Origin of the sequence: Moraxella caprae DSM 19149, from assembly GCF_000426885.1 — a bacterium.
GTDB classification, from domain to species: Bacteria; Pseudomonadota; Gammaproteobacteria; order Pseudomonadales; family Moraxellaceae; genus Moraxella; species Moraxella caprae.
Map to the genome: position 1 here is coordinate 24254 of NZ_KE384585.1, position 24231 is coordinate 48484.

Annotated in this window: 22 protein-coding genes; 19 read left to right on the forward strand and 3 right to left on the reverse strand. The window is 44.3% G+C overall.

Going from position 1 to position 24231, the window contains the following annotated elements:
- Positions 1-213: 213 nt before the first annotated feature.
- From K941_RS0113720 to K941_RS0113760, 7 genes are all read left to right on the forward strand, one after another.
- Positions 214-543, forward strand: coding sequence for a YbeD family protein (locus K941_RS0113720; protein WP_051226110.1), 330 nt, complete (start codon positions 214-216; stop codon positions 541-543).
- A gap of 339 nt (positions 544-882) precedes the next feature.
- A complete protein-coding gene (locus tag K941_RS0113730; protein ID WP_029104026.1) occupies positions 883-2223 on the forward strand; it encodes an exonuclease SbcCD subunit D C-terminal domain-containing protein in 1341 nt (446 codons plus the stop codon).
- A gap of 112 nt (positions 2224-2335) precedes the next feature.
- Complete coding sequence (locus tag K941_RS0113740) at positions 2336-6265, forward strand: AAA family ATPase (RefSeq protein ID WP_029104027.1); 3930 nt, start codon at positions 2336-2338, stop codon at positions 6263-6265.
- Between the two features lie 402 nt (positions 6266-6667).
- Entirely contained in the window at positions 6668-7702 is a 1035-nt protein-coding gene (ppk2, locus tag K941_RS16195; protein ID WP_084137790.1) for a polyphosphate kinase 2, read from the forward strand.
- 122 nt (positions 7703-7824) lie between these two features.
- On the forward strand, positions 7825-8496 hold the full coding sequence (locus K941_RS16200; RefSeq protein WP_084137791.1) for an ABC transporter ATP-binding protein: 672 nt from the start codon (positions 7825-7827) through the stop codon (positions 8494-8496).
- Between the two features lie 3 nt (positions 8497-8499).
- A complete protein-coding gene (locus tag K941_RS0113755) occupies positions 8500-9276 on the forward strand; it encodes an ABC transporter permease (protein ID WP_029104028.1) in 777 nt (258 codons plus the stop codon).
- 94 nt (positions 9277-9370) lie between these two features.
- Positions 9371-10273, forward strand: coding sequence for an ATP-binding protein (locus K941_RS0113760; protein ID WP_029104029.1), 903 nt, complete (start codon positions 9371-9373; stop codon positions 10271-10273).
- Between the two features lie 90 nt (positions 10274-10363).
- On the opposite strand, the gene K941_RS0113770 is transcribed toward K941_RS0113760, so the two are convergent.
- Positions 10364-11179 carry an oxygen-binding di-iron domain-containing protein gene (locus tag K941_RS0113770; RefSeq protein ID WP_036388613.1) on the reverse strand — a complete coding sequence of 272 codons (816 nt, stop codon included), beginning with the start codon at positions 11177-11179 and terminating at the stop codon, positions 10364-10366.
- Between the two features lie 381 nt (positions 11180-11560).
- Here K941_RS0113770 and tsaB point away from each other — a divergent pair, with 381 nt between their 5' ends.
- The 7 genes from tsaB (at position 11561) to K941_RS0113805 (ending at position 17377) form a co-directional block, all read left to right on the forward strand.
- Positions 11561-12355 carry a tRNA (adenosine(37)-N6)-threonylcarbamoyltransferase complex dimerization subunit type 1 TsaB gene (tsaB, locus tag K941_RS0113775; protein WP_228130430.1) on the forward strand — a complete coding sequence of 265 codons (795 nt, stop codon included), beginning with the start codon at positions 11561-11563 and terminating at the stop codon, positions 12353-12355.
- Positions 12356-12565: 210 nt separating this feature from the next.
- On the forward strand, positions 12566-13408 hold the full coding sequence (locus K941_RS0113780; RefSeq protein ID WP_029104032.1) for an undecaprenyl-diphosphate phosphatase: 843 nt from the start codon (positions 12566-12568) through the stop codon (positions 13406-13408).
- A 132-nt stretch (positions 13409-13540) separates the two neighbouring features.
- Positions 13541-14344 carry a class I SAM-dependent methyltransferase gene (locus tag K941_RS16205; RefSeq protein WP_036388632.1) on the forward strand — a complete coding sequence of 268 codons (804 nt, stop codon included), beginning with the start codon at positions 13541-13543 and terminating at the stop codon, positions 14342-14344.
- 7 nt (positions 14345-14351) lie between these two features.
- Positions 14352-14600 (forward strand): hypothetical protein, encoded by a 249-nt coding sequence (locus tag K941_RS0113790; protein ID WP_029104033.1) that lies wholly within the window; start codon positions 14352-14354, stop codon positions 14598-14600.
- Between the two features lie 220 nt (positions 14601-14820).
- The gene (purD, locus tag K941_RS0113795; protein ID WP_029104034.1) at positions 14821-16092 is read left to right on the forward strand and encodes a phosphoribosylamine--glycine ligase; all 1272 of its coding nucleotides are present in this window, start codon (positions 14821-14823) and stop codon (positions 16090-16092) included.
- Between the two features lie 174 nt (positions 16093-16266).
- Positions 16267-16692, forward strand: a complete 426-nt coding sequence (locus K941_RS0113800; protein ID WP_036388617.1) for a CidA/LrgA family protein — start codon at positions 16267-16269, stop codon at positions 16690-16692.
- The gene (locus K941_RS0113805) at positions 16679-17377 is read left to right on the forward strand and encodes an LrgB family protein (RefSeq protein WP_036388618.1); all 699 of its coding nucleotides are present in this window, start codon (positions 16679-16681) and stop codon (positions 17375-17377) included. The genes K941_RS0113800 and K941_RS0113805 overlap by 14 nt, the downstream gene beginning before the upstream one ends.
- 98 nt (positions 17378-17475) lie before the next feature.
- Here K941_RS0113805 and K941_RS0113810 read toward each other — a convergent pair whose 3' ends face one another.
- Positions 17476-18372, reverse strand: a complete 897-nt coding sequence (locus K941_RS0113810) for a WG repeat-containing protein (protein ID WP_029104037.1) — start codon at positions 18370-18372, stop codon at positions 17476-17478.
- Positions 18373-18381: 9 nt separating this feature from the next.
- Entirely contained in the window at positions 18382-19623 is a 1242-nt protein-coding gene (locus K941_RS16210; protein WP_051226111.1) for a WG repeat-containing protein, read from the reverse strand.
- 164 nt (positions 19624-19787) lie between these two features.
- On the opposite strand from K941_RS16210, the gene K941_RS0113820 reads away from it, so the two are divergent.
- The 5 genes from K941_RS0113820 to K941_RS0113840 all read left to right on the forward strand — a co-directional run.
- Positions 19788-20477, forward strand: a complete 690-nt coding sequence (locus K941_RS0113820) for a pirin family protein (protein ID WP_029104038.1) — start codon at positions 19788-19790, stop codon at positions 20475-20477.
- A 211-nt stretch (positions 20478-20688) separates the two neighbouring features.
- On the forward strand, positions 20689-22293 hold the full coding sequence (locus K941_RS0113825) for a cytochrome ubiquinol oxidase subunit I (RefSeq protein WP_029104039.1): 1605 nt from the start codon (positions 20689-20691) through the stop codon (positions 22291-22293).
- A gap of 2 nt (positions 22294-22295) precedes the next feature.
- Positions 22296-23435: a cytochrome d ubiquinol oxidase subunit II gene (gene cydB / locus K941_RS0113830; protein WP_029104040.1), complete on the forward strand. Its 1140-nt coding sequence runs from the start codon at positions 22296-22298 to the stop codon at positions 23433-23435.
- 10 nt (positions 23436-23445) lie between these two features.
- Positions 23446-23577: a cytochrome bd-I oxidase subunit CydX gene (cydX, locus tag K941_RS16970; protein ID WP_029104041.1), complete on the forward strand. Its 132-nt coding sequence runs from the start codon at positions 23446-23448 to the stop codon at positions 23575-23577.
- 405 nt (positions 23578-23982) lie between these two features.
- A partial coding sequence (locus K941_RS0113840) for a helix-turn-helix domain-containing protein (protein ID WP_029104042.1) occupies positions 23983-24231 on the forward strand: 249 nt, incomplete at its 3' end.

A 24231-nucleotide genomic window follows, 5' to 3' on the forward strand; every position in this document is an offset into this window, starting at 1 on the left:
TGTGGTCAGGGCATGCCTACCCTTTATAACACCATTTAAAATTGGGAATGTTGTAAAAATAAAATGATGTTTTGCATGAAAAGTGGCTAAATCTGGTTTTTTAAACAGGCATTTTTCATGGCAAATGCAAAGGGTAGGTACGCCCTATTTTTACGCTTGAAAAAGCGACCGCCACCCCCCATTTATCCCTAAATTCATCTATTTATTATTATCATGACCACCAAACTTACGAGTCTAAACATCGCCCCCACCGTGAACGCCAAACGCACCGAAATCCAAAACCCCGAGCTGTGGCAGTTCCCCATGGACTACCCCATGAGTATCATCGGACATGAAGGCGAGCATGACAGCCTACGCCATGAAGTCACGCTCATTTTGGCAGAGATTTTCCCTGATTTTGACACCGCCAGCATGGTCGTCCGTCCGTCCAAGACAGGACGATTTCACGCCCTACGGGTCAATCTACACCTAACATCTGCCGATGAAGTCAATCGCCTATACACCGCTCTTGACAAAGCCAAAACGGTCAAAACCGCTGTCTAGGGCGCGCCTGCCCTTTATAACACTATTTGCAATATAGACATATTTTAGAAAAACTAATCGTTTTTGCATGAAAAATGGCTAAATCTTGTGGCTCGAAGTCAAAAACTTGTCTGATAGAATGACTATCAGCCTGCATTTTTTTCTTGAAAAACGTGCGATTCCCCTGCTTTTTTAAACAGGCATTTTTCATGGCAAATACAAAAGACAGGCACGCCCTATTGCTTTACATACGTTTACCAAAGACCGCTTGCAAGAGTTGGTCTTTTTTTTATAAACTTCAAAACAGCACAGCCCATTTATCTTGTTTACTTATTTATCTTACTTATTTAAATAACCACCATGCACACCATACCCCTCAAGTCCCCAACTGCCCTACGCATTTTACACACATCCGACTGGCACATCGGCAAACGCCTGTTTAACCACACTCGATATGATGAATTTGAAGCCTTTTTAAACTGGTTACACAACGCCATCAGCACTCATGACGTGGACGCACTCATCGTGGCAGGCGACATCTTTGACACCGCCACCCCCAGTAACAAAGCCCAAGAGCTGTATTATGAATTTTTGGGCAAAGTCGCCAAAAGCTCCTGCCAGCACGTCATCATCACCGCAGGCAACCACGACAGTCCCACCTTTTTGGACGCCCCCAAAGCCATTTTAAAAACACTGAACGTCCAAGTCGTCGGACAAGCCACCACCGACATCCATGATGAAATACTATTATTAAAAGACAATTTAAAAGACAATTTAAAAGGTGACCCAAAAGGCAACCCAGAAGACAAATCAAACATCGTGCGTGCCATCGTCCTTGCCGTGCCTTATCTGCGTGACAAAGACGTCAGGACAGGCGGTAGTTTTGAGCTGACAGGACAGCGAGACAGCGAGACCGCCCAAGGCATTGCCAAGCATTATCAAAGCCTTGCCGACCACGCCATCGCCCTAAAAGATAAACACCAAGCAAACCCAAACCAGCCCCCCATTCCCATCATCGCCACCGGTCATCTGTTTAGTGCAGGGGCGAGCATGTCATCGGATGATGACGGCATGCGAAAAGAGACCTTTGTCGGCACACTCGGGCAACTGCCTGCCAGTATTTTTGCTGATGACATCAACTATGTCGCCCTAGGACACATCCACGCCCCACAAAAGGTCGCAGGACAAGACCGCATTCGCTATTGTGGCTCGCCCATTGCCATGGGCTTTGGCGAGATTGGTAAGGACAAAGAGGTCTTGATTGTTGATTTTAACCCCGTCACAGCGAACACGCCCCACATTCACGCCCTGACCGTACCCGTCTTTACCAAGCTAGTGAGACTACAAGGCGACACCGACAGCATTAAGCACGCCTTACGCCCCCTAATCGCCGAAAACCAAACCATCTATGCCGAGATTATCTATGATGGGCAGGCGTTAGAGCCAAATTTTGCCAAAGACATCAAAGCCTTTTTGGCAGACACCCACGTCCTACCCCTAAACATCCAAAACAACACCCAACGCAGGCACGTCCTACAAAGCACCCATCATGGCGAGAACCTAAAACAGCTCACAACCATGGACGTGTTTGAGCGACTTTTGGACAGGCGAGCGGTGAGCGATGATGAAAAAGATGAGCTAAAAGTCGCCTATCAGCACATCATCCAAGCCATTCGTGAGCAGGACGTGCAGGCGGAGTGACGGCGTATGGCTTGGCTTTTATCTTACTTATTTTTATCCGACTGATTTTTTACTCAATTTATTTTAAAGTCATTTTACCAATTTATTTTGCCATTTATTTATCCAAAACATCATGAAAATACTTTCTTTATCATTTAGCAATCTTAACTCTTTAAAAGGCAACTGGCACATTGATTTTACCGATGACGCATTTGTCAATGACGGGCTGTTTGCCATCACAGGACAGACAGGGGCAGGCAAGACCACGATACTAGACGCCATCTGCCTTGCCATCTATGGACAGACGCCAAGGATTAGCACCATCAGCAACACCCAAAACGAACTCATGAGCGTGGATAGGGGCGACTGCCACAGCGAAGTGGTGCTACTCATGAATGAGAGTACAGGCGATAAGCTCTATCGGTTCAGCTTTGAACAGCGACGGGCAAACAAAAAGCCCGACGGCAAATTACAACCCATCAAACGCCAAATCAGCCTACTGACCGATCCATCTGATGAAGGAGTTATCATCGAGACCAAGCCGAGCGTGTGCGATAAAAAAGCCATAGAAATCATGCACATGAACTTTGAGCAGTTTACCCGTTCGGTCATGCTTGCCCAAGGCAATTTTTCCGCCTTTTTAAAAGCCGAAGCCAACGAAAAGGGCGAAATCCTAGAACAAATCACTGGCACGCACATCTACGCCAAAATCAGCCAAAAAGCCTTTGACGTGCATAAGCAAAAAAAGGAAGAGCTACACCAATTAGAGCAAAAAGTGGGCGACATCGATGTCATGGATGACGAGCATTTTTCTACCTTGGAGCGACGTATCAGCGATGATGACGCCCGTCTTCGTGACACCCAAACAAGCCTGCAACACCTAGACACCATCATCGGCTGGCACCAAGACCAAACCCAAGCCCAAGCCCACATCGCCAAGCACCAAGCGGACATTGTGACCGCCCAGACAGACATTCAAGCCTTTGACAAGTCGGCGATTCGCTTACGTCTTGCCAATCTGGCTCATGAGCTATCGCCCATCTACCAAGAACTCACCCGTGAGTACCACACGCTAACCCACACCCACACCGCCCTTACCGAACTCCAAAACACCCTGCCCGAGCTAATACAAGAACAGCAGAGCCGACAAGCACAAAAGGACAGCCATCATGGTACCCTAACCGCCCACAAAGCCCAGTATGAACAAGCCCTACCCCTGTTCAAACAAGTGCGAACGCTAGATAACATCATCGCTCAGGACAAATCGGCAATCGACAAAATCAGCCACGCCATCACGAACGAGCAAACGATGATAGCTAATGCCAAGCAGGCGATATCAGAACTAAACAGTCAGCAGGATGAGCACCAAGCCACACTACACGCCATCAATGACCGCCATGAACACATGGCACATTATTCCGACATCAAGCAAGATGTGGGTGTGCTGTCGGGTCATGAACGTGAGCTTAGCACTGCTTTGGCACAGCTTCGTCAGCACACCCAAAAACTGCACACCCAAACCGATGAGCTACACCAAAAAACCCAACAAATCAATGATAAACGAGATGAACTGCGAACCCAAAAAGAGCGGTTAGCCCAAATCGAACATGACCATCAAGCCCTTATCGGACAAATCAGCGAGCTGTTACAAACATCGCTCATGTTATCTGATATTGATAATGACAAATTGGCGTATTATGGCACGCATTTTCAAGATAAGATTCATCACATCAAAGAGCTGTCGCATTTGACTTATGCCCTTAGCCAGCATGCAGAGAGCCACAGACAGTTCAATGGACAGCTTCATGAACTAAACACTCGCCTGCATGACAATGCCGAGCAAGAGCAAACCGCCCTGTCTGCCATTTCTGCCCTAAACGAGCAAATCACCCAAGAGCAAAACACCCTAACTGCCCTAAAACAGCATTATGACACCCAACAACAGCTCATCGCCCTAAAAGAACATCACGCCAAACTGACCGATAATGAACCCTGTCCGCTGTGTGGTTCATTAACGCACCCGTACGCCCTTAACAACCCCTTTATCCATGATATTGATGATGGCACCAAAACCGCCATCACCCACACCACCCAAAAAATAGAAACACATAAAGAAAACCTGCAAGCTCATAAAGAAACACTTGCCAATATCACCAGTGCAAAAGTGTATTATGGCGAGCAACAACAAACATTAACAGCACAAAAAAATGAAATCATCACAAATATAAACCGTGATTATCAAACCATCATCGCACAGGAGATAATAAAAAACGTCCATCATGAATTACCCATGGCATTAGATGACAGTTCGCCCAAGATAAAAGAAGTCATTAATACATTAAATGACATCATTCAGCAGGCATTAGCCCATTTAACTGGCAGTTATGATAACTATCATACATTACAGCACGCTTTTACCCAAAAAAACCAAGAGCTAAATAACTTACGCCAAAATCTTGACATCATCACCCAAGACGGTAAAGCCCTAAAAAATCACATCGAAATCATCACAGAACAAACACAAGACACCAAATCCGCCATCGCTGATTATGAACAAAGCATTCATGAGCTTATCCATGCCATCACTGCCAAATTAGGGCGATATCAAAAAAGCATGGATATAAACATGGATAATGTTGTTAATGATATTTCAACCGATAATAATGACAGCCACACATCATTATTAGCAAATATTCATCAGCATATTGGCGAGCTAAGCCAAATCAGCCAAGACCATGACAATTACCACGCCCAAAAACAGCAATTAGAATCCGAGCTAAGCCACATTCAAATTCATCTGACCAACCAAACCAAACAATTAAATGACCATCAAGAAAAACTGCATGAATTAGAGCAAGAAAAAATATCCCTAACCCAGCACCACGACAGCCACACATCAGAGCGTGAAGCACTGTTTGGCATGGATAATGTCGATGACAAAGAAGCCATGCTACGCCAAGCGATAGATAAGAGCGAGCGGGCGTTTCATGACAGTCAAGAGAGCCATCAAAAGTCCCAGCAAGCCTTATTAAGCCTAAATGAAAAAATCAGCCATCATCAAAGCCACATTGCCACGCTTGATAAGCACATTGATGACTTACAGCATAAGTTTAATGAGTCGCTAACAGACAAAGGCTTTAAAGATGCCGATGAATTTTTATCGGCATGCATGGATAATGATGAACGCTTAGCATTAGAGAAAACCGAGCAAAACTTGCATTATGCCTTAAAACAAGCCCGTGATAATCTTAATTATTGGGAGCATAAGCTAGATGACATCATGACTGCCAAGCCTGATGATAAAGTTTTGGCGGATATTTTAAAAGACATGGAGAAACAACATGAATCTAATACAACAAATGACAAATCGAAAAATATTACATTGGATGGATTAAAACAATATAAAGAGCAATTACAAAGCCGTCATTATGAACAGCTGACCGCCTTTGGTGAGCAAAAACAGCTATTTATAAATGCCAAGGACAACAGAGAAAAGCATGGTTCTTTGATGAATTTAATCAGCCAAAAACAGCAGGATTTGGTCGTATGGGCAAAGCTCGATGAACTCATCGGCTCCAAAGAAGGCATTAAATACCGCAACTTCGTCCAAGGACTGACCTTAGAGCTTATGCTCCATCATGCCAATGATGTCCTTAGCAAAATGGACAGTCGCTATGTCCTAACCCATGGCGATGATAAGATCAACAAAAGCCTATTAGAGATAAATGTCATCGACACCGCCCAAGGCAGTGAGATTCGTAGCACCAAAAATCTCTCGGGGGGCGAGAGTTTTATTGTGTCATTAGCACTGGCAATGGGTTTATCACAAATGAGCAGTGAGAATGTCAGTATTAACTCATTGTTTTTGGATGAAGGCTTTGGCACATTAGATGATGAGATATTGGACATTGCGTTGTCGGTATTATCATCATTAAAAGATACAGGCAAGATGATAGGCATTATCTCGCACGTCCAATCATTAAAAGAACGCATTCCCACCCAAATCCACGTAAAAAAAATCGCTAATGGCGAAAGCAGGTTATTAGGTTCGGGCGTGAGTTAGATTTGGTATGATTTGATAAATAATTTGGCTCTGGTTCAAAAAATATGCTACAAAGAAAACCGTTCGTGGTGAGCTTAGGAAACCTAACGGTTTTCCTACCCGCAGGCAGGCTCAGGGCGAACGGAAAACCTAGTTTGGCATACTTTTTGGACCACTATCAATAATTTTAATTATTTTAAAAATTAATCGGTAAAGGTAAATTTCTTTGATAAAAATTTTAATTCAAAGAAATTCATCCTTTGTCTTAACGAACTATTTTAAAATTATAATTAATTGATAATCACCATTTTTAAAATAAACCCATCATAAAAAAATCAAAAACAAATGGGCGTATTATATTGCCAAAATATTACCGCTATGTTAATATAAAACAAATCCACATTTTTATTAGGAGTATGTGCCATGGCAACCGCCCCAAAAAAGCAGTCCGCTACCAAATTTCGTGACGAATTCTCTGACACTCTCTCTCGCCTAGAAGAGTTGGTTGAACACGCCAGTGCTGATGATTTGACCCAAATTGGGGTTCGCTTGGCAGAGTACTTGCCCACCACCAATGTCGCCCATCAGTTAAGTAGCGAGCTGGGTGCAAGCAAATCCAAAGACACCGAGCTTGCCCCCAACTGGCGTGAAGGCGGTTATCCCTATAAACACCGCATGAGCCGTAAAAACTACGAAGCTCAAAAGTACAAATTACAAATTGAACTTCTAAAACTACAACGCCACGTCAAAGAAACAGGGCAGAAAATTGTCATCCTTTTTGAAGGGCGTGACGCTGCTGGCAAAGGCGGTACCATCAAACGCTTTATGGAGCACCTAAACCCCCGTGGTGCTAGGGTTGTCGCCCTAGAAAAGCCGACCGAGACCGAACGTGGACAATGGTATTTTCAGCGTTATGTGCAGACCCTGCCCACCGCAGGCGAGATAGTGCTGTATGACCGTTCGTGGTACAACCGTGCTGTGGTCGAGCGTGTCATGGGCTTTTGCAGTGATGATGAATATCACACCTTTATGGAGCAGGTGCCTGCCTTTGAAAAACACCTAACCCAGTCGGGCATTACACTCATCAAGTTTTGGTTCTCAGTAAGCCGTGAAGAGCAAAAAGTGCGTTTCTCTCGCCGTGAGCATGACCCACTAAAACAGTGGAAACTCTCGCCTGTGGACAAAGCGTCCCTTGACAAATGGGACGACTACACCATCGCCAAAGAAGCGATGTTCTTTGAGACCGACACGAGCGAATCGCCATGGATTGTCATCAAATCCGACTGTAAAAAACGTGCCAGACTCAACGCCATGCGTTATGTCCTAAACAAGCTGGACTATGCCGACAAAGACGACTCACAGATTGGCAACATTGACCCGCTCATCGTGGGGCGTGCAGGGGCGTTGTACGAGACTGACGAGCATAAGGATGTAAGCAAGCGACCCACTAAAAAATAAGCTCCACACCAAGCCATCTGCCCCACTTATCAGACTTATCAATCCATCAGGGGCAGGCGGTTTTTGGGTAATGCCATCGGCAAATCTCATATCATAAAATCCTACCCCAAGCACATTGCACCATGCCCCTACTCGCCGCCACCGCCCTATCCTACCATACCCCAGACCGCACCTTGCTTGACAACGTGTCTTTTGCCTTGCATCATGGGCAAAAAGTCGCTTTGGTCGGTCGCTCTGGCTCTGGTAAATCGGTGTTATTACAAGCCCTAGCCGATTTGTTGCCTTTGGATAGTGCCGTTACCGATAGGATTATGTTAAATAGAAATGGGAAACTAACATCCCTTAGTCAAATCCCCCCACCCGATTATCGCTCTGCCGTTGCCTTATTTCATCAAACGCCTAGCCTATCGGACGGCACGGTGCTTGACAATCTAACCGCCCCCTTTGGTTTTAAATACCACCAAAACAAAAAATTTGATAAAGATTGGCATTTACAAAAACTTGCCACACTTGGCAAAAATGACAATTTTATCGACCAATCAATCCATGAGCTGTCAGGGGGCGAACGCCAAATCGTGAGTTTTTTGCGGACATTGCAATTTAACCCAACGGTCGCCCTATTTGATGAAACCACGTCCGCCCTTGATGATGAAACGGCACATTTGCTCATGAGACTCGTGCTAGATTGGCATGATGATACCAAAGCCTTGATTTGGGTTACGCACACGCCAAGCGAACAACAGGCATTGGGGGCGGATTTATGGCGTATGGATAATGGTGTGTTGGCGGTGTAAATTATGGCAATCACACTTACCCTAACCGACATCGCCCTAGCCAGCACCCTACTGCTTATCACGATAGGCGTGTCGGCATACCTGCGACTTGGCTTGGTCGGTACGCTCATCATGGCAGCGGTGCGGACGGTCGTGCAGTTGTCTATGATTGGGCTGATTTTGGCATGGGTGTTCGCTCGGGAGAGTGCGTGGCAGGTGCTTGCGATTTTAACCATCATGACACTCATCGCAAGCCACTCGGCAAAAGGTCGGGTCAAACGCCCCTACAAGGGTTTACTGTCTGATAGTATCATCTCGCTGTCGGTTGCCACAGGTGTGGTTACGCTCATCGCCATGACGCTCATTTTAAAGGTGTCGCCTTGGTATCGCCCCCAGTACATCATACCGATTTTGGGGCTGATTTTGGGCAATTCTTTGACCGCCATATCCTTGACCACCAACGAACTTATGAACGCCATGCACGACAAGCAAGCCCTGATTAAATCTCACCTATCGCTGTCGGCGACCCCCTTTGAAGCGGTGCATGAGCTTGTCAAATCAGCGGTGCTAAATGGCCTAACCCCAACCGTCAATTCCATGCTCGTGGTCGGACTGGTGAGCCTACCAGGGATGATGACAGGGCAAATACTGGCAGGGGCTAACCCCACGCAGGCGGTACGCTATCAGATTGTTACCATGTTTTTTATCTGTGCGGGCAGTACGCTGTCGTGTACACTGTCGGCGGTGCTGGTGGTTCGGCGGTTTTTTGATGGGCGTGGGCGGTTTGTGATCACAGGGTAGCTTACATAAGATTATCATTACCAAAACCACCAAGCAAGGTGGTTTTATTTTTGGGCGTTTTATGTTAAATTAAGATTTTTATCACACATCTGACATGAATCTACCTAATGAACTACTAACCCTTGGCACAAGTTTTTTGCAAAAAGCCAATCAATTTTTAAGCGAACGCACCACCCAATCCATCCATTTAGACCCTAATGTTCTCGCCTATCGCTGGGTTGGCGGTCAGCGTGGCACACTTACTCCTATTGATGTCCACCTTGGCATCACTTTGGATGATTTGCACGGCATTGACACCCAAAAAGACAAAATCATTCAAAATACCCGCCAATTTTTGGCAAACTTGCCTGCCAACCACGTTCTCATGACTGGTACTCGTGGGGCAGGCAAATCAAGCCTTGTGCGTGCCTTACTTCACGCCCATCATCAAGACGGTCTGCGAGTGATAGAAGTCGCCCGAGACGATTTGCAAATGCTTGACAAAATCCGCCACGCCATCAAGGTAAGCGACAGCTACTGCCGTTATATCATCTACTGTGATGATTTGGCATTTAATGGGCATGATGAAAATTACCGCACCCTAAAAAGCGTGCTGGATGGGGCGTTAGACAGCGAACAAGACCGTCTGCTAATCTATGCCACCAGTAACCGCCGTCATCTGTTGCCACAGCTCATGAAGGACAACGTCAGCATTTACAATGGTCAAACCGATGAAGTCAATCCCTATGAGACCATCGATGAGACCGTCTCGCTCTCAGACCGCTTTGGGTTGTGGATATCGTTCTCGCCCATGAATCAAGAGACGTATTTGGACATTGTGGCGTATTATTTGGCACGGGCGGACATGGCATTTGATGAGACGGTGTGCAGCGAAGCCCTAAAATGGGCAAGCACTCGGGGCGGTCGCTCGGGGCGTGTGGCATATCAGTTTAGTCGGCACTGGATAGGGTCAAGGCTGTTAGAGCGTGGTTCTGTGGGTAGTGTTACCCATAAATAATATCTTGGGTGGATTTTAAAAATGGGGTAAATGATAATGCCTGCCAAAAAACCAAAATAAAAAGGCGTATCATCACGCCTTTTTAACTCATCATATCCGAACAACCTTAGCCAACGCCATTAACTCATTGATGTCATAAGCACTCTCATCAATCAAATCAATACCACAAGATAACCCACCAATCCAATCTAAAAACTCATCAAAGATGGCACGCCCTTCTAGTCGTTTGCCATGCTGTGGCACCATCATGTCCACGGGTAGCTGACGCACGCTGTCCGCCCACAGACGGCAGGCTTTGTTGCTTGTCATGTAGCGTTTGTGAAAGCCTGACATGCTGTTGATGTGAGCTTGAAAATTCTCCACCTTGATGCCAGAATGCCCCACCAATGACGCCCCCATGTCGCCCGAGAACAGAATCTGACTGACAGGGTCATAAAACTGGATGTTGCCCACCGAATGCAAAAAGTGGGCAGGGATTGCCACGATTTTAGTATTGCCCAGTGCATACACGCCACCTACATCAGGGATGCCTTCGAGTCGCTCTGACAGACCGTGGTGCAATCGCCCTTTGGTAAAGGCAGAATTATAATGGGGCAAAAACCGCTCCCACAACGTCGGGATAAGTAGTTTGGTATTTTGTAAATGGATGAGCCAACGAGGCATGGACGCCAAAATGTCAGGGTCTTGGTGCGAGCCAATGACGTACTTAATACTCTCCATGCTGGTGTGTTTGGTGATTTGCAAAGTCAGTGGCGTAAAGGTCAAATCCCCACCTGGGTCAATGATTGCCGCTTCTTCACCATCAATGATTAAAAACTGGTTGGATGGCACGCTTTCATCTTCTTCGGGCATGCTAAATGCGATACATTTGTGATGACCGTCATCATACAGAACATAAGACTCCATAACAATTTCCTAAATATTAGGGCGTGCCTACCATTGATAACATTTTTATAAAATTAAGGTAAAAATTTAACATTTTAAATCAATTTTTGCATGAAAAATGGCTAAATCTTGTGGCTCGAAGTCAAAATCCTTGTTGATATTTCAATATCAACTGCGGACTTTTCCTTGAAAAACGTGCGATTTTTCTCATTTTTCATTGCAAATACCAACGGCAGGCACGCCCTACACAAGTCAAAACGAACACCATAGAATTTTTATGGGTTTTGAGCATTATACGCTGATTTAATTAAAATTACCAAAAGTTTTTATTAAATTTATTTGTCATAAAACCACCCCGTCCAACAAAAATAAATTTTCTTAATTATTACTCCATTGTAAATAATGTTATCAATGCCCCCGACCGCTTTTAAGACCCTAAAATTTACAAGTATTTTGTGGTATGATAAGCGTTTTTATTTTGCCCGCACACATTCTATGACCGCCTTATCGCCCAGCCCATCCGACATTCTTGTTGCCTTTGACACCATTTTTGAGCAATGCTCTATCGCCATTTTGCAAAATGACACTGTTATCTATACCGAGACCGTGGCAGGCGGGCGTGGGCAAACGGAGATTATCTTGCCCATGCTTGACAAGGCATTACATACGGCAGGCGTGGACATAAAAGACGTACAGGCGTGGGCGTTTAACCGTGGGCCGGGGGCGTTTAGCGGCATTCGTATTAACACCGCCCTAGTCCAAGCCCTATCTGTCGCCAATGACGCACCGTGTATCGGCATATCTAGCCTGCACGCCTTGGCGTTTATGGCGTGTAAAGAAGAGAGCATGGCGGACGGCACAACGATAACTGCCGTGATAGACGCTCGCCAAAACCAAGTCTATGCAGGGGATTTTGTGGTAAAAAACGCCCTGCCCATTGCCCAAAGCGAATATTTGCTGGATTATGACAAGCGTGTAGAGACCAACATCATCGTGGGGGATGGGGTGGATTTGGTGGCAACAGATGCCAAAAAATTACACCTAAATCCGACTGCTTGCCACATTGCACACCTTGCTTATCCCTTATTTTTAAAGGGCGAGACGGTAACGGCAGAGAATGCCTTACCCGTTTATCTTAGAAATAACGCTTGGAAAACATTGGCAGAGCAAGGCAAAAAAATAATTAACCAATTTTAAAATGAAATATGGGGCAGTTTATTCACCCAATCATTTATATGCCAATAATTTTATATTTTTAAAATGGCATTGTTCAATAAAGATATATTTTTAAAATTTGGATGTGCAAGGGCAAATTACATTCGCCCAATCATTTAATGCCAAAAAATTATTTAACCCCCAATCCATACCGCCAATAAATATTGGTAAATTTAAATAAAGAGTAATATTTTGGATATTTTATTATTTATCAAAGCCGTTATCATGGGCATTGTCGAAGGCATTACCGAATTTTTGCCGATTTCTAGCACAGGTTATATGATTTTGTCGGCAGACATCATGAATTTTTGGGACAAAGACAAGCGAGATTTGTTCATTGTCTTTGTTCAGCTTGGGGCGATTTTGGCAGTCATTTATGACTATTGGGGCAGGCTGTGGACGGCATTTATGGGGCTACTGACAGGCAAGGCGGACGGCATGACCAACCCCCGTGGACTGGGTATCTCGCTCATTATCGCCACCATTCCTGTCATGGTTGTCGGCTTTACCCTAAAAGACTTTATCACAGGCACGCTCTTTCATCCGCTTGTCGTGGCGACCATGCTTATCATTGGGGCGTTACTGATTATCTATGTCGAAAAGCACCCACGCCCCATTAAGGCACAAGAAGCCGAACATATTGACTTTAAAATGGCGTTAAAAATCGGACTGGCTCAATGCCTTGCCCTAATCCCTGGTACAAGCCGTTCTGGGGCGACCATTATCGGGGCGTTGTGGTTTGGGGCATCTCGTAAATCCGCCACCGAATTTTCGTTCTTTTTGGGTATTCCTGTCATTGTCGGGGCAGGACTTTTGGAGCTGATTGAGAAGAAAGATGTGCTACAAACAGGACAAGATTGGGCGATTTTGGGTGTGGGAACGTTTGTGTCTTTTGTCGTTGCCCTGCTATGTATTCGCCTTTTGGTGACATGGGTATCCAAAAAAGACTTTATGATTTTTGCCTATTTGCGGATTATCACAGGCGTGATTGTGTTATTGGCGTATTTTGTGTTTGGTTATCAAATTCAAGGGTAAATTTTTATTAAATTAATGTATATGAATAATATTTACTTTTAATAAAAACCAATCTAGGGAGAATTACAATTCGCTCCTACAATCCTAAAAAACATTTTTGATTTATAAAATACCCATTTAAAAGGCAACATTTTGAATATTAACATCATCGGCACCGAACAAGACAAATTGTTATTTGATACATTAGACGTTATCAATAAAACTCACAATTTGTCTTTAAAGTTATCTTTTTATGCTTTATCAAAATTAAGTGATAAATTTATCTCATCGTTTGCCAATGATAATGTCAATATTCCTTTAATTGCTCTTATCAAAAATACCCCAACTTTAATTAAAATTGACAATAACGCCATTATAAAATCATCATTAAATTGGCAGGCCTTAACCAAACGTATCGTAACCGCAGGGCGAAAGTCCGAGCTGATATTGCAAGCAAGCAAATTAACGTCCGACATGAGCGTGATAGACGGTACGGCAGGCTTTGGGCAGGACGGATTGATATTGGCAAGCACAGGGGCAAATGTAATCATGATAGAGCAAAATCCTATCGTGGCAATGCTATTATTATTTGAACATCAAATGATGAATGCCAATCCAAATTGGCAAAAATTATTAAGCCGAATTACGATTTGTCATGGTAATTTTTTGAATGCTGATTTTATGGCGACCTTGCCAAAGGCGGATATGATTTATCTTGACCCCATGTTTCCATCTGACAGTTATTCTGCCAAAGTGGGTAAAACCATGCAAGTATTACATGATTTGGCAAATCCGCCAAGCGATGATGATGAAAAACTATTTTTGGACAGTGCCAATGCTCAATTAAAAGATAATGGCAAAATCATCATCAAACGCCCCTTATCCGCCCCCCATTTGGCAAATAAAACGCCATTGCAAAGCGTGGCAAATGATGCAATACGGTTTGATAGATATTAGGTAATTTATGAAAATAGAATATATTCTGCTTGGGTTATTGTTTCTTAGCTTTGCAAATGATATTTTTCAAAAACGCAAATATCAAAAACTTTGGCAAGCGATAGATAAAACCAAATACGTCAATCGCTATCGTGAAATCATCGCCCAAACCAAAGACCAAACCCAAGCGATAAAACAATTACGCCAAGAATTTAATGAATTGGGGTTATTGCAAGCGGTGGAGATTAGTCAGCTTGCCCATCAAGACAAGAGTTAGATTTTAGATGAGATATTTTCCACTTGTGGCAATTTTAGAGTTTATAAAGTATACATCCCTATATTTATGTATGATAAATTTGTAGCAATTTGAAAGCTTATGGCATGTTTTTCTTGATCGCAAGTCAAAAGAAAATTCATAAAACAGCCAAAAACTCCCAAGATTTTTTGGGTAAAATTTGCTACAATAAGGACATTTACCCCAACCCATAAGGACTGCTATGAAAATTTTAGTTACAGGTACAGGCGGACGTGAGCACGCCTTAGCGTGGGCGTGTGCCAAAGATGACAGAGTACAGACAGTCTATGTCGCTCGTGGCAATGCAGGCACGGCAAGCGAACCCAAGCTCCAAAACGTGGATTTGGACATCACCGACCACCCTGCCGTGATTGAGTTTTGTCAGACTCACGACATCGCTTTTGTGCTTGTGGGAGCAGAAGCTCCGCTTGTGGCGGGCATTGTGGATGATTTGGAGCGTGCTGGCGTGCGTGCGTGGGGGTGTTCAAAATACTGCTCACAGCTAGAAGGCTCTAAGGCATTTGCCAAAGATTTTATGAAAAAAGTCGGCATTCCCACCGCCTTTTATGAAGTCTTTACCGAGGTAGAGCTGGCAAAAGATTTTGTCCGCTCCAAGGGGGCACCCATTGTCATCAAGGCAGACGGACTGGCGGCAGGTAAGGGTGTGATTGTGGCGATGGATGAGAGCGAAGCCTTTGGTGCCATTGATGACATGCTCTCAGGCAATAAATTTGGTCAGGCAGGGAGCCGTGTTGTCATCGAAGAGTTTTTGGCAGGCGAAGAAGCGTCCTTTATCTGTATGATTGACGGCGATAACATCTTGCCAATGGCAACCAGCCAAGACCACAAACGCATTTTTGAAGGCGATAAAGGGGCAAATACAGGCGGTATGGGAGCGTACTCGCCTGCCCCTGTGGTAACAGCGGACGTACATGAGAAAGTGATAGAACGTGTTATCCGCCCTGTCGTGGACGAGATGAGGGCAAATGGCACGCCCTATAAGGGCTTTTTGTACGCAGGGCTTATGATAAATGACGCAGGCGACCCTTATGTGATTGAGTTTAACTGCCGATTTGGCGACCCTGAGACTCAGCCGATTATGATGCGGTTAAAGTCGTCTTTGGTTGAGCTGATTTTGGCGGGGCTAGACGGCAAATTGCCTGCTGGTGCAAAATGGACGGACGAAGTGGCGTTAGGCATTGTCCTTGCCAGTCGTGGCTACCCTGAAAGCTCATCATCGGGCGATGTGATTACAGGTTTGCCAGATATGCAGGACGACCTAAAAGTATTTCACGCAGGCACAAAGGCAGAGAACGGACAAATCCTAACCAATGGTGGACGAGTGCTGTGCGTTACCGCACTTGGAGCGAGCGTGGCAGATGCCCAAGCCCGTGCGTTGGCAAGCTGTGGTACGATTGCCTTTGACGGCATACAATATCGTAGGGATATTGGCTGGCGTGCGATTGGGCGTTAGTCTTTATCTTGACATAGAGCCAAATGCAGTCGTGTTTGGCTCTATTTTTTTATAAAATAATGAACATTTTTTATAAAACCTGACCCACACCTTGACCTAATGGCATGATGATGATTAAATAACCATTCTAGCTAAGTATATCAAGCAACACCCCAATATAAGGACATAATAACAATGAAATCCCCCTATCTCACCAAATCCCCCATTTTTTGGCTCGGTATGCTCGCCACCGTCTGTATCGTCATCGGTGTGCGTGAGCTTGCCTTGGTTGTTTGCACCGCTTTGGGAATGCCGACCGCCACCAACATTGTCGGCTTGGTGTCGCTCTTTGCTGTGCTGATGGGTGTGCGTTTTATCAAGGGCGGTTTGCCAAATTGGCTATCGTCATCGGCAAGCGTGCTACTTGTAGATAGTGGATTTGCGTTTTTGCCCGTGTCGGCAGGGGCAGGGATTTTGCTGTTTGGACTTGGGTCGGATTTACTTGCCGTGTCGGCGGTCATCGTGCTCAGCACCATGATACCGCTTTGGGCGTTTGCCAAATTGTCCCAAAACTGGCTAAAAGGCACGGACGATAAAGGAGAGAATCATGCCAACTCTTGATAGCACTACGATTTTTATCGCCTTTATCGTTACGCTCATCGCTCATATCGGGGCAAAATATGTGTTACGTTATATCAACAAATACTTTCGTGGCATACCGATGATTATCATCGCCATTGTGCTAACGCTTATCATCATTGCTGTGATTCAACTGCCCTACAATACCTATTACGCCCATGCCAAACCTGTCTTTGACCGCTTGCTTGGGTATAGCACCGTTCTGCTTGCCGTCCCCTTGGCAGGCATGGATTTTAAGGGCTTGCCCGTCAAAAAGCTGTCTATCATCGTGGTCATGGCAAGCCTTGTTGGGGCGATTGTGCCGATGAGTTTGGCGTATGTGTTTAGCCTAAATATACAGACGATTTTGGGCTTTGCCACACGGTCGGTTACCACGCCTGTGGGCTTGTCGGTCGCCCAAATCATTGACGCACCGCTTGTGCTTGCCAATCTCATCATCATCGTGTCGGGGATTTTGGGGGCGGGGGTATGCCGTATTTTGTTCAAAAACATCACAGACGACAGAGCAAAAGGCTTGGCACTGGGTCTGGTTGCTCATGCCATTGGCACGGTCGAAGCATGGACAATCAGCCCCACCGCAGGGCGATACGCCGCCTTTGGGCTTGCCATTAATGGCTTGGTAACGGCGGTATGGTTGCCAATGGCGATATTGTGGTTATTAAAATGATGATTTACCAAGGGCGAATAAATTGCCCCTACACGTCCAAATTTTAAATCATTTTGATTCAATAATACCAAACAAAATGTCTATTTGGTGCTTTTGTTTTAATCAATACGCTTGCCTGTTTTGTTGATATAAAAAGTTTCGCCGTTTAATTCAACAATGGCTTTACCCATTGTAAAATCCCAAGCATGGTTGTATTGAATGGGAATAATTACTTTGCCTGTTTTATCTATAAAACCATATTTGCCATTTTGTTTTACTTTTGCCAAACCGTCCAAAAACTTCTCGGCATAATCATATTGGATAGGAATGATAATTCTCCCTGTTTTGTCAATAAAGCCGATTTTGTCATTTTGTACTACACCCGCCAAACCATCGGAAAAGCTCTGAGCATAATCATATTGAAAAGAAATCGCCACTTTGCCTGTTTTATCTATAAACCCCCATTTACCACCCTGCTCAACGCCTGCCAATCCTTCCGAAAAATTTCTAATATCATCGTATTGACTAGGAATGACCACTTCGCCTGTTTTGTCAATATATTCCCATTTGCCATTTTGTTTGACACCTGCCAAGCCTTCTGAAAAAGCTCTAATATCATCATAGTAAAAAGGGATAATTATCTTACCTGTTTTATCAACAAAACCCCATTTGTCATTTTGATTTACGCCTGCCAGATCTTCTAAAAAGCTAAAAGCAAAATCATATTGAATAGGAATGATAACTTTACCTGTTTTATCAATATATCCCCACTTGCCATTTTGACTTACCCCTGCCAATCCCTCTTTAAAATCCAAAATATCATCATATTGAGTAGGAATAATCTGCACGCCATTTTTATGGGCAATTCCCCACTTATTATTTTTTGCCACTTTTGCCAAATCATCTACGAAGCAACTGACAATATCATACTCTGACATCTCTGGCATTTCACACGCCAAAACAGATAAGGACAAAAGGGATAGGGCAAATATTAAAGGTTTTAATAATGATTTCATAAAATCTCCTTAGTAATAAATAAATTTACCTGTTGCGTCTTCATAATAAATGCGTTTGCCTGTTTTGTCGATATAATAGCTATGATGGCCAGACCCTATATCTGGTATGACAATCGCTTTGCCATTTTCAAAATCCCCAACAACGTCATAGATAGCCGGTATTACCATTTTTCCTGTTTTATCAACAAATCCCCATTTAAAATTTTGCTTAACCTTTGCCAACCCTTCGGAAAAACTTTTGGCATTTTCATATTTAATGGGGATAACAACTCTGCCAGTTTTATCAATATAGCCATATTCGCCCTGTTTGCCTACCAAAGCCAAATTATCTAAAAATTCTTCGGCATAATCATATTCAATGGCAATGACTACTTTGCCTGTTTTATCAATAAATCCGTATTTACCATTTTGGCTTACAGTTGCCAAACCTTCGGAAAAATTTAAAGCATAATCATATTGAATGGGAATAATCAAATTACCCAATTTATCAAAAAATCCCCATTTATTATTTTTCTTAACCTTTACTAAATCTTCTGAAAATATAGTAGTATCATCATATTGGATAGGGATAACTACTTTGCCTGTTTTGTCAATAAAACCATATTTGCCATTTTGCTCTACACTTGCCAAACCATCTGAAAATTTCCAAGCATAATCATATTGAATAGGGATAATTATTTCACCGTTTTTATCAATATAACCATATTTTTCATTTTGTCTTATTACTGCCAAACCGTCTGAAAAATTAGAAACAGAATCATATTGAATGGGAATCACTACTTTGCCTGTTTTATCAACATAGCCATATTTTTCATTGTTTTCTACCCATGCCATATCTTCTGAAAAATACCCAACGTCATCATACCAAGTAGGGACGACCACCCTACCTGTTTTATCAACATATCCTATTTTTCCATTTTGTTCAACACCCACCAAATCTTCCAAAGTGGCGTGAATTACATCATACCGAATGGGGATAACCACTTTACCTGTTTTATCTATAAAGCCATATTTGCCGTTTTGTTCTACCTTTGTCAAACCATCTGAGAATCTCTCGGCATAATCATACCGAATGGGAATAACCACTGTGCCAGTTTTATCAACAAAACCATATTTGCTGTTTTTCTGCACAACTGCCAAGTCATCCGATAAACAACCAACGTCATCATATCCTGCCACTTGTGGTCTTTCACACGCCAAAGCGAATAGGGGCAAAAGGGATAGGGCAAAAATAAGGGGCTTGATATTCATGATAATCTCCTAAAAAGCATGGGTTTATCATAATCAATTTGGGCGACATTGACAAGCGTGTTTTATTTTTCCTATTAAGAAAAGATACATCAACCAAACCGCTATTTATTTACCACTTTTAAAGATTTATAATGGGATAAATTTTAAAAACATCAGGTATTTTTATGATTATCCCTAGATTGTCGCACGAACGTGGTTTTGCCGAGCATGGTTGGCTGACTTCTCGCCATAGTTTTTCGTTTGCCGATTATCATGACCCCAATTTTATGGGCTTTTCTACCCTCAGAGTCATTAACGAAGACTGGATAGCTCCAAGCATGGGCTTTGGTATGCACCCACACAAGGACATGGAGATTTTGACCTATGTACTGTCGGGGGTGGTCGCCCACAAGGACAGCATAGGTAACAGCGAGACCGTGCCAGCAGGCGAGTTTCAGCTTATGTCGGCAGGGACGGGCGTGCGTCATTCGGAGTTCAACCCGAGCGACACGGACGAGCTACATTTGTACCAAATCTGGATAATGCCCAACCGCATGGGCGTAACCCCACGCTATGAGCAGGCAAGGTTTGATGAGTACATGGGCGGTACGCTCATTCTGTCGCCCACAGGGGAGAGTGGGTCGTTTGTGGTGTATCAAGACATGAAGCTGTGGCGGTATCAGTTGGACGGCGAGCAAGGCGTGAGCCTTGATAAAGACAGAGCCTACTGGCTACAAGTCGCCAAAGGGTCTGTTGTGATAAATGGCGAGCAGTATCAAGCAGGCGATGCGACAGCGATAATTGATGAGAGCCAAATCATTGCCCAAAGTGATGAATTTGCAGAATTTTTGTTGTTTGATTTGCCGATGTCGTAGGTTTGGTGTGGCGTTTTTACTCTTTTTATTGACCTTAAAACAGACAAGTTTGGCTTGTCTGTTTTTTGTTTGGGTTTTTGTTTAGGGTTTAATTAATGCATTTAAAATGAATGGAATTTAACCATTTATCAACAGTTTTCGCCTTGACAAAAATAAGTTTTAATCACAAAATTACGCTTTTGCAACGCACACAAAATGGCAGGAGAGCGGTATGATTACCGAGTCTTTGGTGAATGTCTCACGGCTACAATTTGCCGTTACAGCATTATTTCACTTTTTGTTTATCCCTCTAACGCTTGGCATGACATGGCTACTTGTCATCATGGAGTCGGTATATGTCATCACAGGCAAAGAGATTTGGAAGGACATGACCCGATTTTGGGGCAAGCTCTTTGGCATCAACTTTGCCTTAGGCGTTACCACAGGCATTACGATGGAGTTTCAATTTGGGACGAACTGGGCGTATTATTCGCACTATGTCGGCGATGTGTTCGGAGCCCCCCTTGCCATTGAAGGCTTGATGGCATTTTTCTTAGAATCCACGATGGTGGGGCTGTTTTTCTTTGGCTGGGAGCGAATGAGCCGTGTGCAACATCTCATCACCACCATACTCATGGCACTGGGAACCAACCTGTCGGCTCTGTGGATTTTGATTGCCAATGGCTGGATGCAAAACCCCGTGGGAGCAGAGTTTAACTACCAAACCATGCGTATGGAGATGACAAGCTTTACCGAGATTTTGCTAAACCCTGATGCCCAAAACAAATTTGTCCATACCGTCTCGGCAGGCTATACTGTTGGGGCGATGTTTGTGCTGTCGGTGTCGGCTTGGTATCTGCTCAAAGGGCGTGATGTCGCCTTTGCCAAACGCAGTTTTCATGTGGCGGCCGCCTTTGGCTTTGCGTCCATTTGTAGTACCATTGTGCTGGGTGATGAGTCGGGTTACTCCATCGGACTGGCTCAGCAGACCAAACTTGCCACCATGGAAGCGATGTGGGAGACCGAGCCTGCCCCTGCCAGTTTTAATCTTGTGGCACTCATCAACGAAAAAGAAGAGAAAAACGACTGGGCGATACATATCCCCTATGCCATGGGTATCATTGGCACACGCTCGCTAGATAAGGAGATACTAGGCATTCATGACATTAAGGAGATTAACGAAGAGCGAATCGTCAGCGGTATCTTTGCGGTGAGTGCCTTAGATGAGATGCGTGCGAGCATGGCAGACGGTAAGGCGGTCAATCCTGAGACACTGGCACAGTTTGAACATCACAAAAACGATTTGGGCTTTGGGCTACTACTCAAAAAATACACCCATGATGTTATCCAAGCCACCCCCGACATGGTCAAATCTGCCACCAATGACACCATTCCTAGGGTAACGCCCATGTTCTGGACGTTTCGTATCATGGTGGGCTTGGGCTTTTTGATGCTCGTATTATTTTCCTTATCGCTGTTTTTCACCATTAAGGGCAATTTTATGGACAAAAAATGGCTGTTAAAATTTGCCGTCATCATGCTCCCTGCCCCGTGGATAGCTGCCGAAGCAGGTTGGTTCGTTGCCGAATATGGTCGTCAGCCGTGGACAGTGTACGGCGTGTTGCCCACGCATTTGTCGGTGTCTAACATCGCCATTAGTAACATGATATGGTCACTGATTGGCTTTGTGGTGTTTTATACCATTTTGTTTATCATTGAGATTTATCTCATGCAAAAATACGTCCGTCTGGGCCCTGCCAGTCTCGGCACAGGGCGGTATTTTGGCGAAAAAAGCGACAAAAACATCATCAATCCCAATGAATTTAAAGGAGTATAACCATGTTATTTGATTATGAAACCCTAAAATTCATCTGGTGGCTCATCATCGGCATCCTACTCATTGGCTTTGCCATCATGGACGGTCATGACATGGGCGTGTGTAGTCTGTTGCCCTTTGTCGGCAAAACGGACAAAGAACGGCGTGTGGTCATCAACACCATTGGCGCTCATTGGGAAGGCAATCAGGTGTGGTTTATTACCGCAGGTGGGGCGATTTTTGCTGCCCTGCCCCTGCTGTACGCCACGGCATTTAGTGGCTTTTATTGGGCGTTAATGGCGGCACTGTGGGCGTTGTTTTTTCGACCTGTGGGGTTTAAATACCGTAGCATGGTCAAAGATGAACGCTGGCGGACGGCATGGGACTGGGGGCTGTTTATCGGCTCGTTCGTCCCTGCCTTGATTTTTGGGGTGGCGTTTGGCAACTTGTTTTTGGGTGTGCCATTTGGCTTTGACAATCAGCTTGTCTCTACTTATACCGGCTCGTTTTGGGACTTATTGTCGCCCTTTGCCCTGCTCTGCGGTCTGGTGAGTGCCTTTATGATGATAACCCAAGGCGGGGTGTATTTGGCTCATCGCACGGTCGATGACATCCAAACTCGCACCAAAAAATTAACCACCGTCTCTGCCGTCATCATGTCGGTGTTGTTTGTACTGGCAGGCTTTTGGGTGGCAAATCTTGACGGCTATGTCATCACCAGTTCGGTGGACAAAAACGCCTTGATTGACCCCACGAGTAAGACCGTCATCACCGAGCAGGGGGCGTGGCTTGCTAACTTTAAGGCTCATGGAGCGTTGTGGTTATTTCCTGCCTTAGGCGTCATCATGCCTATCATAGCGGTGCTTGCCATGAAAGCAGGACGCACCTTGACTGCCTTTGTGTTGTCTAGCGTGGGCGTGCTTGGGGTAATTATGACCGCAGGGGTCGCTTTATTCCCCTTTTATATGCCGTCATCGTCCGACCCCCGTTCGAGCCTAACCGTATGGGACAGCACGTCCAGTCAGCTCACGCTCATGGTGATGGTCTATGTGGTGGTCTTTATCCTGCCTGTGGTGGTCGGCTACACAAGCTGGGCGTACGCCATCATGCGGGGCAAGGTTACCAAAGCCTACATCAAAGAGAACGAACATACACTATATTAGGAGACAACTCATGTGGTATTTTGCGTGGATATTGGGCTTAGGCTTTGCCGTACTGTTGGCGATTATCAGTGCCGTGTGGGTGGAGTTTGAAGACAGCCGAGAAAAGGCGTTTTATGGTAAGGATAAGAAGCGTGATGATTAGATGCGTTTTTTACTTTAACTTCAACCTTAACTTAACATGATAGCGTATTGATTATTGGGTGATTGGTTGTGGATTTATAAGGGCAAATCACATTTGCTCTGTGATAAAGTCTTGATTTTTAGGCGAACAAATTGCCCCTACACGCCCAAATTTTAACATATATCTTTATTGAGTAATACCATTTTTTAAACTGTCTGGGCAAATATGATTTTTCCCTTGATAAATCAATTACTTATATAATCAGCCATAAAATCAAACATCGGACAAAATATCGTCCGATTTTTCACAATCCCAATAACAAACCCTGCCAACAGATGAACCGACCCCCAAATCTTAGACACAAGATTAAAGGTTAGGTGTTAGAAACAGTCGCGTTATTTACAGTATTAAGGTAAAATACTGCAAATGAACATACACAAAAACACAAGACTGCTTCCCCACCATAGGGAAGCCATTTGGACTGCTTACCACAAAAACAAGCAATCAGTGACTTCACTGGCACTCGAGTACAAAGTATCAAGACCTACCATTTACAAGGTCTTAAAACTTGCTCGTGTTAAACTGCTTAAACCCCAAACCAGTACCAACAATCGCTTTAAACAAGCCAAGTATGGCATTAAACGCTTAGCTAAGATTGAAAAGTCCATTCAAGAC

Coding starts and splice junctions, on each gene's coding strand:
- K941_RS0113800 (WP_036388617.1), top strand. CDS start 16,267: ATGAAATCCCCCTATCTCACCAAATCCCCCATTTTTTGGCTCGGTATG.
- K941_RS0113770 (WP_036388613.1), bottom strand. CDS start 11,179: ATGGAGTCTTATGTTCTGTATGATGACGGTCATCACAAATGTATCGCA.
- K941_RS0113760 (WP_029104029.1), top strand. CDS start 9,371: ATGAATCTACCTAATGAACTACTAACCCTTGGCACAAGTTTTTTGCAA.
- purD (WP_029104034.1), top strand. CDS start 14,821: ATGAAAATTTTAGTTACAGGTACAGGCGGACGTGAGCACGCCTTAGCG.
- K941_RS0113810 (WP_029104037.1), bottom strand. CDS start 18,372: ATGAAATCATTATTAAAACCTTTAATATTTGCCCTATCCCTTTTGTCC.
- K941_RS0113825 (WP_029104039.1), top strand. CDS start 20,689: ATGATTACCGAGTCTTTGGTGAATGTCTCACGGCTACAATTTGCCGTT.
- K941_RS0113755 (WP_029104028.1), top strand. CDS start 8,500: ATGGCAATCACACTTACCCTAACCGACATCGCCCTAGCCAGCACCCTA.
- K941_RS0113720 (WP_051226110.1), top strand. CDS start 214: ATGACCACCAAACTTACGAGTCTAAACATCGCCCCCACCGTGAACGCC.
- K941_RS16210 (WP_051226111.1), bottom strand. CDS start 19,623: ATGAATATCAAGCCCCTTATTTTTGCCCTATCCCTTTTGCCCCTATTC.
- cydX (WP_029104041.1), top strand. CDS start 23,446: ATGTGGTATTTTGCGTGGATATTGGGCTTAGGCTTTGCCGTACTGTTG.
- K941_RS16200 (WP_084137791.1), top strand. CDS start 7,825: ATGCCCCTACTCGCCGCCACCGCCCTATCCTACCATACCCCAGACCGC.
- cydB (WP_029104040.1), top strand. CDS start 22,296: ATGTTATTTGATTATGAAACCCTAAAATTCATCTGGTGGCTCATCATC.
- K941_RS0113820 (WP_029104038.1), top strand. CDS start 19,788: ATGATTATCCCTAGATTGTCGCACGAACGTGGTTTTGCCGAGCATGGT.
- ppk2 (WP_084137790.1), top strand. CDS start 6,668: ATGGCAACCGCCCCAAAAAAGCAGTCCGCTACCAAATTTCGTGACGAA.
- K941_RS0113740 (WP_029104027.1), top strand. CDS start 2,336: ATGAAAATACTTTCTTTATCATTTAGCAATCTTAACTCTTTAAAAGGC.
- K941_RS0113730 (WP_029104026.1), top strand. CDS start 883: ATGCACACCATACCCCTCAAGTCCCCAACTGCCCTACGCATTTTACAC.
- tsaB (WP_228130430.1), top strand. CDS start 11,561: ATGTTATCAATGCCCCCGACCGCTTTTAAGACCCTAAAATTTACAAGT.
- K941_RS0113790 (WP_029104033.1), top strand. CDS start 14,352: ATGAAAATAGAATATATTCTGCTTGGGTTATTGTTTCTTAGCTTTGCA.
- K941_RS0113805 (WP_036388618.1), top strand. CDS start 16,679: ATGCCAACTCTTGATAGCACTACGATTTTTATCGCCTTTATCGTTACG.